This window comes from Rhodanobacter sp. G2-10 (assembly GCF_055809185.1).
In genome coordinates this window covers 645,180-662,295 of the sequence record NZ_CM147900.1, presented here as the reverse complement: position 1 = coordinate 662,295, position 17,116 = coordinate 645,180, and the positions used below count along the sequence as shown (strand labels likewise).

The window sequence follows — 17,116 nt, the reverse complement described above, 5'->3', positions numbered from 1 at the left end:
GTGGGAGCAACATGAAAGCCGGCGATCGAATCACGATGCGCCCGACCAATCCTGTGGAAGTGAAACCATGAATCATCGTTGTTCGTCACGGATCGCTTTGCCGCGTGCCGCTTCACTGCGTCCGCGTGTGCTGGCCTCGGCATGCAGCGCGGCCTTGTTGTTCATCATGGCCAGCCAGATGGCCACGGCGCAGGAAATGACAGAGCCGGCCCAGCCCAAACCTGCGTCGTCCAGCCAGGCTCCAGCGAAGAGCAAAACAGCTTCCGACCAGGCCTCGAACAAGAAGCCGGCCGTTCAAGCCACGCAACTCAGCCGCGTCGTGGTAAACGGCATCAGCGACAGTATCGAGAGCGCGCTGAAAGCGAAGGAGAGATCCAACGACATCGTCGAAGTGATCGCCCCCGAGGATCTGGGCAAGCTGCCGGATATCAGCATCGCCGACAGCTTGGCGCGCCTGCCCGGCCTGGCGACGCAGCGGGTGGACGGCCAGGCCAGCGCGATCTCGATCCGCGGCCTTTCGCCTGATTTCGCCGGCACCACGCTCGACGGCCGCGAACAGGCCACGATCGGTGAAAACCGCGGGGTCCAGTACGACCAGTATCCGGCCGAGCTGATCAATGGCGTCACCGTATACAAGACACCCGATGCCAGCGTGATCGGCCAGGGCCTGTCCGGCACGGTGGACCTGCACACCATCAATCCGCTGGACCTGCCCGGACGCGCCCTCGTGTTGAACGTGCGCGGCGAACACGACACCAACGGCAACCTCAATCCCGGTACCGGCACCGGGAACAACGGGCATCGCGCCAGCTTTTCGTACGTCGATCAGTTCTTCGACCACACGCTGGGCGTCGCCGTCGGATTCGCGCAACTGGACCAGCCGATCCAGGAGAAGCAGTATCAGGCCTGGTGGTGGAGTGCCGACAACGGCTCGGCCGGCATCGACCAGAACTGGGGCGGGCCGCACACACCGGGCATGCCCGACAATGTGGTCTCGCAGGAAGGCATGCAGTTGCGCGCGCAATCACAGAACCAGAAACGCAATGGCCTGATGGCCGTGCTCGAATGGGCACCCAACGAGGTGTACTACTCGAAGCTGGACATGTATTACTCCACCTTCAGCAAGCGCAAATTCACCAATGGCGCGCAGTGGTCAAGCAGTCCGTACGACAACGTCTCCTACGCCAATGTGGGGACGACGCCGGCGCAGCCCTACCCGATCGTCACCTCGGGCACCATCAACGGCATCGCGCCGATCCTGCAAAACGAATACACCAAGGAAGGTGACAAGTTGTATTCGATCGGCTGGAACAACAAGCTCTATCTCGGCGACTGGACGGCGATGGCCGACCTCTCCTCGTCCTCCGCCACGGTAAGGCTCCACGACGCCTACCTGTTCAGCGGCCTGGCCAACGGCGCGTTCACCAGCGTCGATTTCAATACGCCGGCGGGCAACGGTTACCCGGATTTCAGGCCAGGCATTGATCTGGGCAATCCGGCCAACATGGTGTTTACCGATCCGGACAACTACGGCTACAACGGCCGCCAGGAGTTCGACCGGCAGAGCGACAGGATCCACGCCGTGCGCCTGCAGGTAAGCCGCCCGCTGGGCTGGATCTTCAGCAGCATGGATCTGGGCGTCGACTACTCCGATCGCACCAAGATCAAGCACGCCGATGTCGACTTCGCCTGGCTCAACGGCAATGGTTCCACCCAGGATACCTACCAGAACCACTTCAGCACGCCGATCAATCCGTCGCTTCTGTACAACCCCACGTCCCTCGCCTACGGCGGCATTCCCGGCATCCTCAACTACAACGTGCTGGGCGCGCTCTACAGCCAGTTCTATCTGACCCAGAAGAATGGCCAGGGCGACTGGAGCCGCAATTACACGGTGGAGGAAAAGGTTCCGCTCGCCTACGCCAAGTTCAACATCGAGACGACGGCGTGGGGCATCCCGCTGCGGGGCAACGTCGGCGTGCAGTTCGTGCACACGAATCAATCGTCCACCGCGCTGCAGACCAACGGCGATACCCTGGTGGGCCAGATCAGGGACGGCAGCTCCTACAACAACGTCTTGCCCAGCCTGAACCTGGTGGCACAGATCGGCGACCGCCAGTACCTGCGTTTCGGGCTGGCCAAGACCATGGCGCGTGGCCGCATCGACGATGAGAAAGTCGCCACCTCCGCGGGCGTGTCCAAGATCACCAATGGCCCGGGAGCTGGCCAGATACTGTGGTCCGGCAGCGGCGGCAATCCGCACTTGAAGCCTTACGTCGCGGTAGGCACCGACCTGTCGTGGGAGAAGTATTTCGGCAAGGCGAGCTACGTGTCGGTGGCGGTGTTCCAGAAGAACCTGCTGAACTACATCTACAACCAGACCGTGCTCGACTACGACTTCTCGCACTACACCAACGACACGCCAACCCTGGTGCCCACCAGCAACATCGGTTCGTTCACCACGCCGGAGAACGGCACCGGCGGCAAGATGGACGGGCTGGAGCTGGCGGGGTCGCTGGAAGGCGGCCTGCTGACGCCGGCGCTGGAAGGTTTCGGTGTGCAAGCCAACTATTCGCTGACCAACAGCCGCATCCCCACCAGCTCGATCTCTTCCATCCCCGGCGGCCCGCAGACGCTGCCGGGCCTGTCGCACAAGGTAGGCAACCTGACGCTGTTCTACGAGCGCAACGGATTCTCGATCCGCGTGGCCGAGCGCTATCGCTCTTCGTTCACCGGCGAGGCGGTGGCCCTGTTCGATCAGCTCGGCTATACGAAGTACCTGGCCAATCGGCAAACCGATCTGCAACTGGGTTACGCGTTCTCTTACGGTCGCTGGAAGGGGTTGTCGTTGCTGCTGCAGGTCAACAACCTGACCAACTCGCCCGACGCCACCGCGCAGATCTCCGGACTCCCGAACAATGTCCAGATCACACGCCCGCTGGAATACGACACCTGGGGACGCAGCGTGCTGTTCGGTGCCAACTACAAGCTCTAGGAGCCTGTGCCGTAGACGCGTTTGGACCGCGACAACGCCCTCGTCCATGGGCTGTGCCTCTCATCGGGCTTGCATGGCCTGACCATGCGAGCCCTCCGACAGACGCGCCCATGGCGACAGCATCCTCTCGCTCTCCCGAGCTTCCACGGCCCGGGCTCCCGGGAGGTCCGGGGGCGCCGCGATCCGGCGCCTCGCGGTGCCCTGCGTCACAGAAGCCGGCATGACTGGCGATCCGCTTGATGACGTGGTGCCGGCCAGCGGTACCATGGCACCCGAACGCGCCGCAGCAACAGGGGTTCCCATGATTCACACGCGCTATTTCCGGATGCGGCAGGCCACGCTGATGATGCTCGGCTGCGCAATCGGCGTGCTGCCGCTGCACGCGACGACGACCCGCAGCGCCGCGCACACGACACCATCGGGCGGTCAGCACCGACCGACACCGACGCACTACTCCGACTGGCCCGCCATCAGGAGTCGACTGGCTGTTGTGCCGTCGCTCGACGCGCGCGTGCGCAAGATCGTGGCAAGCATGACGCTGGCCCAGAAGATCGGCCAGATGACCCAGGCCGAGATCAAGTCGATCACCCCGGCCGAGGTCACCCGGTACTACATCGGTTCGGTGCTCAACGGGGGCGGTTCCTGGCCGAGCCAGAACAAGCACGCGACGATCAACGACTGGCTGACGCTGGCGGATCGCTACTACGACGCGTCGATGGCCACCGATGCGGCGATCAAGATCCCGATCATCTGGGGCACCGATGCCGTGCATGGCGACAACAACGTGTTCGGCGCCACCCTGTTTCCGCACAATATCGGCCTCGGTGCCGCGCACGACCCGGCACTGATCGAGGCCATCGGCGCGGCCACCGCCAAAGCGGTGCGCGCCACCGGCGTGGAATGGGCGTTTGCGCCGACACTCGCCGTGGCGCAGAACGTGCGCTGGGGCCGCACGTACGAAAGTTTCTCCAGTGAGGGCCCGCTGGTGCGCGAGTACGCACGCGCCTACGTGACCGGGCTGCAAGGCAATTTCGGCGACCACAACGTGATCGCGACCGCCAAGCACTTCATTGGCGACGGGGCCACGTACAACGGTACCGACCAGGGCGAGGCCCGGGTCAGCCGCGAGGACATGATCAACGTGCATGGCGCGGGCTACTTCGGCGCGCTGCAAGCGGGCGTGCAAAGCGTGATGGCCTCGTACAACAGCTGGGACGACGTGGCCGACGGCGTCAATTACGGCAAGATGTCCGGTGCACGCCAACTGCTCACCGGTGCCTTGAAGGACAAGATGGGGTTCGACGGCTTCGTGGTTTCCGACTGGAACGCGATCGGCCAGTTGCCCGGCTGCAGCAATGCCAGCTGCCCGCAGGCGATCAATGCCGGCATCGACATGGTGATGGTGCCCGATGACTGGAAAGCCTTCATCGCCAACACGACGCGTCAGGTCGAGAACGGCCAGATCCCGATGGCACGCATCGATGACGCGGTCAGCCGGATCATCCGTGTCAAGTTGCGCATGGGTCTGTTCGACCAGCGGCCCTCGCAGCGTGCTGGCGCCGGTGACGCTGCCGCGCTGCAGAGCCGCGAGCTGGCACGGCGCGCGGTGCGCGAGTCGCTGGTGCTGCTGAAGAACAATGGCGGCGTGCTGCCACTGAAGGCGGGCGCGAAGGTCCTGGTGGTCGGCAAGAGCGCCGACAGCCTGCCGAACCAGACCGGCGGCTGGTCGCTGACCTGGCAGGGCACGGACAACAGCAATGCCGATTTCCCCAAGGGCGAAACGATCCTGGCCGGCATCCGCGCGGCCGATGGCGCAGCGCATGTGACCTACAGCAAGACGGCCGAGGGTATCGAACTCAAACCGTTCGATGTCATCGTGGCGGTCATCGGCGAAACGCCTTATGCCGAGACGATGGGCGACATCCTGCCCTCGGCCACGCTGCGCCACAGCGACCGTCATCCGGAAGACCTGGCCTTGCTGAAAACCGTGGCCAAGGCACACAAACCCGTGGTGACGGTGTTCGTGGCCGGGCGTCCGCTCTACGTCAACCCCCTGCTCAACCTCTCCAACGCTTTCGTGGCCGCATGGCTGCCCGGCACCGAAGGCGCGGGCGTGGCCGACGTGTTGTTCGCGGGCAAGTCCGGATCGAACCGCTTCAACTTCCACGGCACACTGGCCCGGCCCTGGCCCGGCGTGCCCTGCCCCTATGCCGACGATCGGCACGCCAACCCATCGCCCTGGCTGTTCGAGCCGGGCTACGGGCTGCGCTACCCCGGCACGCGCGAACTGCCCGCGCTACCCACCTACCCCAACGTCGATGCTTGCGCCAATGCATCGGGGCTGTCGGTGTTCCACACCCTGGCGGTGCCGCCATTCGCGCTGTACCTCGCGGGCGCGGATGACGCGCAGCCGGCGCATGAAATCGGTTCCGATCTGAACGCACAGGTCGACTGGCCCGCCGATCATCCCGTGCTGCGGCTGAGCACGGTGCAGATCAATACCCAGCAGGACGCCAAGTCGGTCACCTGGCTGGGGGCCGGCAGGTTCTACGCCAAGAGCACGCAGCCGCGAAACCTGATGCCGCTGGCATCCGCCCATGCGGCGCTGCAATTCGATGTGGTGGTCAACACGCCGGCCAAGGCTCCGGTGACGTTGTACATGGGCTGCGGCCACGACTGCAGACGCAGTGTGGACCTCACCCGTACGCTGGCCGGCTACGCCACCGGAACCCGGCACACCTTATCGATTCCGTTGCAGTGCTTTGTCCGGCCCGACGCCGACCTCTCGCATGTCGACGTACCGTTCGGCGTCCGGGCGTCAGCGCCCTTCTCCGCCTCCTTCGCCGCGATAAAAATCACCCGCCGCACGCCGGATGCCGGTGCGACTCTTTCCTGCGCAAGCCTGGGCAAGCCGTGACCGCCTGCCGGCCATCAGACCGTCAGCACGGGTTCAACAGGGCCTGCATGCAACATGGATGAACCTCGCGGCATTTCCCGCTGGATCGGCATTGCGTCGCTTGCGCTGATTACCACGCTGGCGCTGATGGCCCTGCACCTGGCGCACCGTCCCGTGCCCGCGCAGGCACTTCCCGTCATTCCCGTGTTGCACCCGGCCGGACCCACGGTGCAATTGTGGCTGAGCACCCAGGATCGCCGGCTGCGCCTGGCACGCCAGCCCGATGTGCTGATATCCAGCACAGGGCCTTCGCCAGCCGATGTCGTCGTCAATATCCACAAGACCTACCAGACCATCGTCGGCTTCGGCGCGGCGCTGACCGATGCATCGGCATGGCTGATCCAGAATCGACTGGACGAAGCGCAGCGCCGCGCGTTGCTGCGCGAACTGTTCGGCCCAGCGCCGGGGCTCAACTTCAACATGACCCGCCTGACCATCGGCGCGTCGGACTTCTCGCTGCAGCCGTATACCCTGGACGACCTTCCCGCAGGTGACGTCGATCCGGAGCTGCAGCACTTCAACATTGCTGCCAACCTGCGTGCCGTGATCCCGACCGTGCACGAAGTGCTGGCCATCGATCCGGACCTGAAGATCATCGCCTCGCCCTGGAGCGCGCCGGCGTGGATGAAGACCAGCGCCAACCTGATCGGCGGAACCCTGCTCGAGCAGTACGAGAGCGCGTATGCGCAGTACCTGGTCAAGTACGTCGATGCCTACCGCAGCGCGGGCATCCCCATTTTCGCCTTGACCGTGCAGAACGAGCCGGGCTTCCTTCCGTTGACCTACCCCGGCATGGAACTTTCCGCCGTGCAGCGTGCGCGGATCATTGCGCAGTATCTCGGTCCCGCACTGGCCGCACGCAAGCCGGCCACGCGCATCCTCGGCTGGGACCACAACTGGGATGAACCGGAGCAGCCGATGAGCGTGCTCTCCGATGCCGACGCGGCGCGTTACATGGATGGCATTGCGTGGCACTGCTACCGCGGCGCGCCCAATGCACAGACCGAGGTACACGTGGCGTACCCGCGCAAGGACGCGTTCATTACCGAATGTTCCGGTGGTGATTGGCCATCCAGCGAGAACGGTGAACTGCTGTGGTTCGCACGCGACCTGCTGCTTGGCGGCCTGCGCAACTGGGCGCGCGGCGTCGTCTACTGGAACCTGGCGCTGGATGAAAAATACGGCCCCCACTTCGGCGGCTGCGATACCTGCAAGGGCATCGTCACCATCGACTCGGCCACCGGCGAGATCCATCGCAACGACGAGTACTACGCATTCGCCCACTTCAGCCGGTTCGTCCTGCCCGGCGCCGTCCGCGTGTGGTCCACGGATACCGGCAACGACATCAAGAACGTGGCGTTCCAGAACGCCGACGACGGCAAGGCCGTGCTGGTGTTGATCAATGCCCGAACCGAGCCACACACCGTCTCCGTCCAGCAAGCCGGCATCCACTTCCAGTACGCCATGCCCGCGCAAAGCGTGGCCACGTTCGTGTGGGACGCGGACCAGACGGTCTCCGCGCCCGCAAAGAAGCAGGCAGTCGCCACAGCCAAACCAGTGCAGCCTGCCAGCGCGCAAAGCACCGCTCCATGACCGGGCGCGCCAAGTCGACGCCTGCGCGGTCTTGCCCGCTCTGCGCGACGCGCGAGCGGTGATCCATTCAATGCGTTGAAGACAGCGGCCCCAGCCATTGCCGCGAAACGGAGGTCTTTGGATCTCCCCCGATCGAGCCGCCAGCTCGCGCGAACCGACTTGGCCCGACCCCGCACATGTGGGCTATGCTTTGGCTACCGTGGACCTGAGTGGCGCTTGGGCTGCCTGCACGTCGTCCAATCTGGCCGCCGCGCGAGTTGCCAAGGCAGCCATCAATGCGAAGATCGCAAGCACGACGCCGATGCCGAGCCACTGCGCGATGACGCCGAAGATGCCGCCGGCGAGCAACACAAGACCGACCACCGAGTTGCTGAGCGCGGTGTAGGTCGCCCGATTGTCGCGGTCGGCCATGTCGACGACGTGCACGGAACGTCCGAGCCGGACGCCCTGGTGCGCGATCATCAGCACGAACAACAAGACGGGCAGCCATGACGCCTGCTCCAGCACGTTCGGCATCGCCAGCGCCAGGAAGGCCGCCACCGCGTTCGCCACTGCGGCGAACGCGGCCGCGAGCATCAGCACGCGACGGCTCGATTTGTCCGCGAGCCGGCCCCAGACGTAGGTGCTGACCAGGCTCGCCGCCGCCGAGGCCACCAGAAACGGGCCCAGCGTGCCGAGGCCGCCGACGGCACGGTCGCCACTGAGCGCCATGTAGAACGGCGGCGCCAACGCCGTCGACAGCAGCAATACGCGGGTCACGATGAGGCGGCGCAGGCGCGCGTCGCTGCGCAGCAGGCCGATTTGCGCAATCACCGCCGCCAGGCCATCGATGCCACCTTCGGTGGCGCCGGGTTCTTCCCGAATGGAGCCGAACACGAACGCGGCCAGCAGCCAGCAGATCCCGCCGAGCGCGACCATGCCGGCCACGACCGGCACCGTGAGCGGAATCCAGCCCATCGAATAGCCGATTGCCAACAGCAGCGTCGCGACGGCGGCGACGGTGCCCGCGGTGCCGCTGACCGAACCGCGCCGACCGATGTCCACGGTCTTGCCCAGCACGTCCTTGAAGCTGATCGAGCACAGGCTGCGACCCAGGGCAAAGACCGCGATCAGTGCTACCGCCAGGATGCCGACGAGGGTGCCGGAGGTGGCCGGTGCGAACCACCCGATCAGGCCGAAGCCGACGATTGCCGCGCCCTGGACAACGCAGCCGGCCACGTAGACCGTTTTGCGGATGGGCAGCAGTCGGATGCGCGCGGAGATCACCAATTGCGGCAACATTGCCAGCGATTCGCGCACCGGCACCAGCAGGCCGAGCGCCCAGGTCGGCGCGCCAATCGCATCGAGCAACCACGCAAGCACCAGCTTGGGATCGGCCAGCCCCTCGCCGATTTTCGTCAAGCTCAACGACGCGACGTGCACGCCGTAGTTGCGCGGCTGCGCGCGGCACGCGGATTCGGGCAAGTCGCGGCACACCTGCGCCGACGGGTCGTCGTCGACAAGCAGGGCACGCAGGCGGGTGAACGCGGTCATCGCAAGCCAGAGGTAGCAGCGGTGGTCATTGCCGGATTTTGTTGGGGGAGGACAACGATCACTTGGCCACCTTGTTTCAGGTCGATTTCGTTCAGATCGCCGCACACCTAGTCGACTTCCGGAGGCGCCGGATCAGCGGTCGAACCGCAACACGCGTTCGACCGCCCTCACGGCTCGCAGAATCAACGCAGCGCCGCAATGCACACGCGCCCCGTGCGTCACGCATCACCGTCCCCACTCTGCTCTGGCCGCGACCTCGATGCCTACGACGGCGACTGCAGAAGCTGGCGCGTCACCATGTCGAGGATACCGCCATGGAGGAAGTACTCGACCTCGGCGGGTGCATCGATCCGCACTGTCGTCTCGAACGTGGTTTGCGAACCGTCTTGCCGGGTCGCCGATACGGTGGCGCTTTGGCTCGGCGTGATGCCGTCCGCCAGGCCGCTGATGGTGAAGGTCTCATCGCCCGTCAAACCCAGCGATTTGGCCGATTCACCGTCCTTGAACTGCAGCGGAATAATGCCCATGCAGACCAGGTTGCTGCGGTGGATGCGCTCATAGCCCTGCGCGATGACCGCCTTGACGCCCAGCAGCGCCGGACCCTTGGCCGCCCAGTCGCGCGAACTGCCCGATCCGTATTCACGCCCGGCGATGACGATCAGTGGCGTGCCTTCTTTCTGGTAGCGCATGGCGGCGTCGTAGATGCTCAGCGTCTCCCCGCTGGGCACGTGCCGCGTCCACGGACCTTCGGTGCCCGGCGCCATGGCGTTGCGCAGGCGGATGTTGCCGAAGGTGCCGCGCATCATGACCTCGTGGTTGCCGCGCCGCGAACCGAAGCTGTTGAATTCGGCGCGCTGCACACCTTGCTCGACCAGATACTTGCCCGCTGGCGAATCGGCGCCGATCGCCCCTGCCGGCGAGATGTGATCGGTGGTGATCGAGTCACCGAGCAAGGCCAGGACGCGCGCACCCTCGATGTCGGATGGCGCAGCGGGTTGGTCGGCGAAATCGATGAAGAACGGCGGCTCGCGCACGTAGGTCGAGTCATCCGACCACGCGAACATCGTGCCGGTCGGTGCCGGCATGCTCTTCCATTGTTCGTCGCCGGCGAAGATGCGGCCGTATTCGAGTTCAAACTGCTGCGTCGACACGGACGAGTCAATCAGCGACTGCACGTCCTCGGCGCTCGGCCAGATGTCCTTCAGAAACACGGGTTTGCCGTTGGTGCCAACGCCCAGCGGATCACGCGTCAGGTCACCCAGCACGGTACCGGCCAGGGCGTAAGCCACGACCAGCGGCGGCGACGCCAGATAACTTGCCTTCACCTGGGCGTGAATGCGGCCTTCGTAATTGCGGTTGCCGGACAGCACCGCGGCCACCGTCAGGTTTTCGCTTTCCACCAGTTCGGCGACTTCTTCGGGCAACGGGCCGGAATTGCCGATGCAGGTGGTACAGCCGTAGCCCACCAGGTTGAAACCGAGTTTCTCCAGGTACGGCGTCAGGCCAGCCTTGTCGAGATATTGCGTGACGACCCGCGAACCCGGTGCCAGCGACGTCTTTACCCACGGGCGCGATTGCAGCCCGGCTTCAACTGCCTTCTTCGCCAGCAAGCCGGCGGCGATCATCACCGACGGGTTCGACGTGTTGGTGCAACTGGTGATGGCCGCGATGACCACCGACCCATGCGTCACGGCGCTCGCGTCACCGGCATGCGCCAGGCGTTCCGGCGGTGACTGGAGATAGTCACCCGCTTCGGAGCAGCTCTCGGCGACGAGCCGTGCAATTTCCTTCGCACTCGCCTGCGCCGAGGCGCCTTCGGCCGCTGACTGGAACGACTGCGCCACCGCGGTCAGTGCGACCCGGTCCTGCGGCCGCTTCGGGCCGGCCATACTCGGCTCGATCTTGCTCAGGTCGAAGTCGAGCACTTCGCTGAAGGTCGGCTCGGCATCGTCGTCGGTCCGGAACAGGCCCTGTTCGCGGGTGTAGCGCTCGACCCGATCGACGATGTCGCCGCGCCCGGTCAAACGCAGGTACTTCAAGGTATTGGCATCGACCGGGAACAGCGTGGCGGTCGCGCCGAATTCAGGCGACATGTTCGACAGCGTGGCGCGGTCGGCAATGCCCAGGCTGCTGAGGCCCGCGCCGAAGAACTCGACGAACTTGCCGACGACGCCGTGCGCCCGCAGCATCTGCGCCAGCGTGAGCACGAGGTCGGTGGCCGTCGTGCCGGCCGGCAGTTCGCCGCTCGTCCTGACGCCGAGAACGACGGGTTTGGGCAGGAACATCGGCTGGCCCAGCATCGCCGCTTCGGCTTCGATGCCACCGACGCCCCAGCCCAGCACGCCCAGACCGTTGATCATCGGGGTGTGCGAATCGGTGCCGACAAGGGTATCGGGGAACAACCAGCCATCGCGCTCGATGACGACGCGGCCCAGATGCTCCAGGTTGACCTGGTGGCAGATGCCCATGCCCGGCGGCACCACGCGGAAGCCGTCAAACGCCTGCTGCGCCCAGTTCAGCAGCGCATAGCGCTCGCGGTTGCGCCGGTACTCCCATTCCAGATTGGCGGCGTAGGCGTCGGGGCTTCCGAAGCGATCGACCTGCACCGAGTGGTCGATGATCAGGTCGACGGGCACGAACGGGTTGACGCGCTTGGGGTCGGCGCCGGCGCGTTGCATCGCGCTGCGCATCGCCGCCAGGTCGACCACGGCCGGCACCCCCGTGAAATCCTGCATCAGGACGCGCGCCGGCATGAAGGCGAGCGACGCCTCGGCGCCGTTCGGCCAATGCGCGAGCGCCTCGACGTCGGCGACCGCGACGTCGCGGCCGCCGGCACGGCGTGCGATGTTCTCCAGCAGGATCTTGACGGTATGCGGCAGGCGCGCGATGTCCGCGCCAGTCCTGGTCGCCAACTTGGCGAGGCTGACGTACGAAGCGGTTCCCGACGCTGTCGACAAGCTCGCCTTGATACCCATCGGATCGTGATGCATGTCTTGCTCTCCTCGTCCAGGCTAGATGCGACGACCGCGCGCCAATGCATTCACGCCGAGCGGCCCGCCAATTGATCCATGCAGCATCGCGCCAATGAAAGAAGCTCATCCATCGGCGCGAACCTTTCTTCGCCCCGCATACAGCACCCACGGCGAGCGCCGCAGAGCCCGGCCTCGCATTCTCAGTTGACCATACATGCTACGCCGGAAGAACACAGCCCACCGCTTCCAGGCGAGGGCGCGGGCACTTCGCTTCGGCCGATTCGGCTTCAGTGTGGATTGCAAGTCGTTGCTCTTCGCCCGCCATCCTCAGGGCGATTCCATGGCTGGGTGCAACGATCGATCACACCTCGCCAGGGGTGCCCACCGCTTCGGCCGATTGCGGCAAAGCGCCCCCGACAATCACTCTTTCCCAGCCTTCCCGGCGGTTTCACGGAGCACCCGATACGCTAGGCCTCTTTGGCAACAAACAACGGCGGAAGAATCATGGGACTCCTGGTGGATGGCCAATGGCAGGACAAGTGGTACGACACCAAGGACACCGGTGGCCGCTTCGAACGATCCAAAAGCCAATTCCGCAACTGGATCACGGCTGACGGCAAGGCCGGACCGACCGGCGCCGACGGGTTCAAGGCCGAAAGCGGGCGCTATCACCTTTACGTGTCGTACGCCTGTCCGTGGGCACACCGGACGCTGGTGATGCGCGCCTGGAAAGGACTGGAGCAGCACATTGGCGTCTCCGTGGTGCATCCGCTGATGCTCGAGAACGGCTGGGAGCTGCGCACGGATTTCGACGGCGCCACCGGTGATGCGCTGTACGGATTCGACAAGGTCTACCAGTTGTACCTCAAGGCCGACCCGCACTACAGCGGGCGCGTGACGGTGCCGATCCTGTGGGACAAGCAGCGCGAGACCATCGTCAACAATGAATCTTCCGAGATCATCCGCATGTTGAACGACGCGTACGACGACGTCGGCGCGCGCCCCGGCAATTACTGTCCCAAGGATCTGCTCGCGCAGATCGACGCCATCAACGAAACGATATACGAATACGTCAACAACGGCGTGTACCGGGCGGGCTTTTGCACCACCCAGACCGCCTACGACGAGGCGGCGACGGCGTTGTTCGAGACGCTGGAGGATCTGGAGCGCCGTCTGGGTGAAAGCCGCTACTTGCTGGGCAACACCCTGACCGAAGCCGATCTGCGGCTATGGACGACGCTGGTGCGCTTTGACGCGGTATACGCAACGCACTTCAAGTGCGACAGGAAGCGCATCGTCGATTACCCGAACCTCAACGGCCTGCTGCATGACATCTACCAGATGCCCGGGGTAGCCGAGACAGTGCACATGGACCACATCCGCCATCACTATTTCCGCAGCCACCCGACCATCAACCCGCACGGCATCGTGTCGATCGGCCCGCTCCTGGACTTCAACACGCCGCACGATCGCGAGCGGCTGGGCAAGCGGGAGATCCGCGGCACCTGATTGTGTCGGGCGGGCGCGTTCACTGCTTTCCTGGCCGTAAATCCAACGGGAGCTCGTCCTGCCAGCAGCATTTCAGCCGAGCCGGCGGGCAGAGCCCGCCCTACGGTCATCGGGCATTGAGCCAGCGTGATGGGCTATTCAACCGTCACCGACTTGGCCAGGTTGCGCGGCTGGTCGACGTCGGTGCCGCGCAGCACGGCAACGTGGTAGGCGAGCAATTGCAGCGGCACGGTAAATACCACCGGGGCGATGAAGTTGCCACCACTGGGAAGCTTGACCAGGTGCCCCTCGTCTTCGTCCAGTGATATCTCCGCGTCGGAGTCGGCCAGCACGAACAGCTCGCCACCACGGGCACGCACGGACTGCAGATTGGAGATGAGCTTGTCCAGCAGACTGTTGTTCGGCGCCACCGCAATCACCGGCATGGCTTCGTCGACCAGTGCCAGTGGACCGTGCTTGAGCTCGCCCGCCGGATACGCTTCGGCGTGGATATAGGAGATTTCCTTGAGCTTGAGCGCTCCTTCCAGCGCCACCGGGAATTGCGCGCCCCGACCGAGGAACAAGGCATGCTGCCGATGCACGAATTGCTCGGCCATCGCCATGATGGCCGGCTCGCACTCCAGCGCTCTCTCGATGGTCCGCGGCAGGCACCGCAGCTCTTCGCAGAGAGCCTGGTGACGCTTGTCCTCCAGACCATTGCGCCGACCCAACTCCAGCGCCAGCAGCGCCAACGCGGCCAGTTGCGTGGTGAATGCCTTGGTCGACGCCACGCCGATTTCCGGTCCGGCGCGGGTCATCAGTTTCAGGTCCGCCTCGCGCACCAGCGCCGACTCGGCCACATTGCATATGCCCAAGGTACCCAGGTAGCCGCGCTCACGCGAGGCACGCAGCGCGGCCATCGTGTCGGCCGTCTCGCCGGACTGTGAAATGGCGACGAACAAGGTGTCGGTAGGCACCACCACGTCGCGGTAGCGATATTCACTGGCCACCTCCACCATCACCGGCAGGCGCGCCAGCGCCTCGATCCAGTACTTGGCGATCAGGCCGGCGTGATAGCTGGTGCCGCAGGCGACGATGTGCACGCCGCGGACTTTCGCGAAAAGCGCATCGCTGTCAATGCCGAAGATGTTCTCCAGCACGCCGTGCGGGCCGATGCGCGCCTCCAGCGTGTCAGCCACCGCACGCGGCTGCTCGAAGATCTCCTTCTGCATGTAGTGGCGATATTCACCGCGCTCGACCGCGTCAGCAGACAACTCGCTTTCGTGTGCGGCGCGCTCCACCGGACTTCCATCAAGCGCGAAGACCTGCACGCTGTCGCGGGTGATCTCGACCACGTCGTCCTCTTCCAGATACAGCATCTTGTTGGTGACCTGGATCAGCGCCTGTGCGTCCGAACCCAGGAAGTTCTCACCGATGCCCAGACCCACCAGCAGCGGCGCGCCCCGGCGGGCGCCGACCACACGGTCGGGTTCGTCGCGACTGACCACGGCAATCGCGTAGGCGCCCTCGAGCTCGCGCACGGTGGCCAGCACGGCCTCGCGCAGGCTCACGCCCTTCGTGTAACGCTGGTTGATCAGCGCGGCCATCACCTCGGTATCGGTTTCCGAGGTGAATTCGTGGCCTGACGCGAGCAATCCGGCGCGCAGACTGGCGTAGTTCTCGATGATGCCGTTGTGCACGATCGAGACCCGACCGGCCACGTGGGGATGGGCGTTCGCCTCACTCGGCACGCCATGCGTGGCCCAACGCGTGTGCGCGATACCGGTACCGCCGGGGAACGGGTCGGCCAGGTACATGGCCTCCATCTCGCGCACCTTGCCCTTGGCACGTACCCGGCGGATTTCGCCGCGATCCAGCACGGCGACGCCGGAGGAGTCGTAGCCGCGATATTCCAGCGCCTTCAGGCCCACGATCAGCAGCGGCGCAACATCGCGTTGGGCTACGGCAGCAACAATTCCACACATGGCACGAATTCCCTGATGCTTGGCGGCGCGATGCCGCCATGATTGAAGATGTTCGATTCAAGACATTTCGGAAGGCTTTCGCTGCGGATTCCGGATGCCGGGGCGGCGGGCAGAGCCCGCCCTACCCAGGCCGCGCTCTGCCCGCCATTGCGCAATGATCGTTCAATTCACCTTGCGCCGCAGCCAGTTCAAGAGATCGATTCTGGTGATCAGACCGAGGAAGTCCTCGCCATCGACCACGATCGCCACGTGGCCGCGCTCGAATACCGGCAGCAGCGATTCGATCGGCGAGCGTACGTCCAGCATGTGCAGGTCGGTGATCATCGCGGTGGACACCGGATCGCGGAATCGCGCTTCATCGGCGTGCACGTGCAGCAGCACGTCGGACTCGTCGACGATGCCGACCAGCTTGCGGCCGTCCATCACCGGCAACTGCGACACGTCGTAAAGCTTCATGCGGTTGTAGGCCGTGATCAGCAGTTCGTTCGGCCCCACCACCACGGTGTCGCGCTGGGCGAACGGGCGCAGCAGCAGGTCGCGCAGATCGCCGTGCTGCTCGCGTTCGATGAAGCCGTTGTCGAGCATCCAGTAGTCGTTGTACAGCTTGGACAGGTACTTGTTGCCGGTGTCGCAGACCAGGCTCACCACGCGCTTGGGCGATGCCTGTTCGCGGCAGTAACGCAGCGCGGCGGCGACCAGGGTGCCGGTGGATGAGCCGCCCAGGATGCCCTCCTTCGCCAGCAGCTCGCGGGCGGTGAGGAAGCTTTCCTTGTCCGGAATCGCATAGGCCTTCCTGACCCGGGTGAAGTCGCTGATCGAGGGCAGGAAATCCTCGCCGATGCCTTCGACCATCCAGCTGGCCGACTTGGTCGAAAGCGTGCCCTCGTTGATGTACTGCGCCAGGATCGAGCCCACCGGATCGGCCAGGATCAACTCGGTCTGCGGCGAATGCTCGGCAAAGAATTTCGACAGGCCGCTGAGCGTACCGGACGAACCGCAGCCGACCACCACCGCATCGACCTTGCCATCCATCTGCCCGAGAATCTCCGGGCCCGTGGTGTTGATGTGCGCGGCCGGGTTGTCGGGGTTGCCGAACTGGTTGATGAAGTACGCACCGGGCGTTTCGCGCGCGATCCGCTCGGCCATGTCCTGGTAGTACTCGGGATGGCCCTTGGCCACGTCGGAACGGGTCAGCACCACCTCGGCGCCCATCGCCTTGAGATTGAAGATCTTCTCGCGGCTCATCTTGTCCGGCACCACCAGAATCAGCTTGTAACCCTTCTGCTGCGCCACCAGAGCCAGTCCCAGGCCGGTGTTGCCTGCGGTGCCCTCGACCAGGATGTCACCGGGGCGAATGCGGCCCTCCTTCTCGGCACCCTCGATCATCGACAGGCCGATACGATCCTTGATCGAACCACCGGGGTTGGCGCTCTCGAGTTTGAGGTACAGCTCGCACGTGCCGGTGTCCAGGCGCCGGGTGCGCACCATCGGGGTGTGTCCGATCAGTTCGAGGACGCTCTGGTGAACCGTCATGGGGGCTCCGTTGGGTGATGGGTGGCTTCGGCGCGGCGCCGTTGCCACAGATTCACCATGA

General features: G+C 64.9%; 8 protein-coding genes. 4 read left to right on the top strand and 4 right to left on the bottom strand.

The window, feature by feature from the left end:
* The first annotated feature begins 67 nt into the window (after positions 1–67).
* The 3 genes from AC0L58_RS02965 to AC0L58_RS02955 all read left to right on the top strand — a co-directional run bounded on the left by AC0L58_RS02965 (position 68) and on the right by AC0L58_RS02955 (position 7,544).
* A complete protein-coding gene (locus AC0L58_RS02965) occupies positions 68–2,995 on the top strand; it encodes a TonB-dependent receptor (RefSeq protein WP_473686530.1) in 2,928 nt (975 codons plus the stop codon).
* Positions 2,996–3,296: 301 nt separating this feature from the next.
* Positions 3,297–5,912 (top strand): glycoside hydrolase family 3 protein, encoded by a 2,616-nt coding sequence (locus tag AC0L58_RS02960; protein ID WP_473686528.1) that lies wholly within the window; start codon positions 3,297–3,299, stop codon positions 5,910–5,912.
* Positions 5,913–5,966: 54 nt separating this feature from the next.
* Positions 5,967–7,544, top strand: coding sequence for a glycoside hydrolase family 30 protein (locus AC0L58_RS02955; protein ID WP_473686526.1), 1,578 nt, complete (start codon positions 5,967–5,969; stop codon positions 7,542–7,544).
* Between the two features lie 183 nt (positions 7,545–7,727).
* On the opposite strand, the gene AC0L58_RS02950 is transcribed toward AC0L58_RS02955, so the two are convergent.
* Positions 7,728–9,077: an MFS transporter gene (locus AC0L58_RS02950; protein WP_473686524.1), complete on the bottom strand. Its 1,350-nt coding sequence runs from the start codon at positions 9,075–9,077 to the stop codon at positions 7,728–7,730.
* Positions 9,078–9,340: 263 nt separating this feature from the next.
* The gene (gene acnA, locus AC0L58_RS02945; RefSeq protein ID WP_473686522.1) at positions 9,341–12,067 is read right to left on the bottom strand and encodes an aconitate hydratase AcnA; all 2,727 of its coding nucleotides are present in this window, start codon (positions 12,065–12,067) and stop codon (positions 9,341–9,343) included.
* Positions 12,068–12,553: 486 nt separating this feature from the next.
* Here acnA and AC0L58_RS02940 point away from each other — a divergent pair, with 486 nt between their 5' ends.
* Positions 12,554–13,558 carry a glutathione S-transferase family protein gene (locus AC0L58_RS02940; RefSeq protein WP_473686520.1) on the top strand — a complete coding sequence of 335 codons (1,005 nt, stop codon included), beginning with the start codon at positions 12,554–12,556 and terminating at the stop codon, positions 13,556–13,558.
* Between the two features lie 134 nt (positions 13,559–13,692).
* Here AC0L58_RS02940 and glmS read toward each other — a convergent pair whose 3' ends face one another.
* On the bottom strand, positions 13,693–15,522 hold the full coding sequence (gene glmS, locus AC0L58_RS02935; protein WP_473686518.1) for a glutamine--fructose-6-phosphate transaminase (isomerizing): 1,830 nt from the start codon (positions 15,520–15,522) through the stop codon (positions 13,693–13,695).
* A 162-nt stretch (positions 15,523–15,684) separates the two neighbouring features.
* Complete coding sequence (locus AC0L58_RS02930) at positions 15,685–17,055, bottom strand: pyridoxal-phosphate dependent enzyme (protein WP_473686516.1); 1,371 nt, start codon at positions 17,053–17,055, stop codon at positions 15,685–15,687.
* Between the last annotated feature and the right edge of the window lie 61 nt (positions 17,056–17,116).

Excerpts from the sequence above, each read along its gene's own strand:
- AC0L58_RS02955 (WP_473686526.1), top strand. The coding sequence starts at position 5,967 with ATGGATGAACCTCGCGGCATTTCCCGCTGGATCGGCATTGCGTCGCTT.
- AC0L58_RS02950 (WP_473686524.1), bottom strand. The coding sequence starts at position 9,077 with ATGACCGCGTTCACCCGCCTGCGTGCCCTGCTTGTCGACGACGACCCG.
- AC0L58_RS02930 (WP_473686516.1), bottom strand. The coding sequence starts at position 17,055 with ATGACGGTTCACCAGAGCGTCCTCGAACTGATCGGACACACCCCGATG.
- AC0L58_RS02940 (WP_473686520.1), top strand. The coding sequence starts at position 12,554 with ATGGGACTCCTGGTGGATGGCCAATGGCAGGACAAGTGGTACGACACC.
- acnA (WP_473686522.1), bottom strand. The coding sequence starts at position 12,067 with ATGCATCACGATCCGATGGGTATCAAGGCGAGCTTGTCGACAGCGTCG.
- AC0L58_RS02960 (WP_473686528.1), top strand. The coding sequence starts at position 3,297 with ATGATTCACACGCGCTATTTCCGGATGCGGCAGGCCACGCTGATGATG.
- AC0L58_RS02965 (WP_473686530.1), top strand. The coding sequence starts at position 68 with ATGAATCATCGTTGTTCGTCACGGATCGCTTTGCCGCGTGCCGCTTCA.
- glmS (WP_473686518.1), bottom strand. The coding sequence starts at position 15,522 with ATGTGTGGAATTGTTGCTGCCGTAGCCCAACGCGATGTTGCGCCGCTG.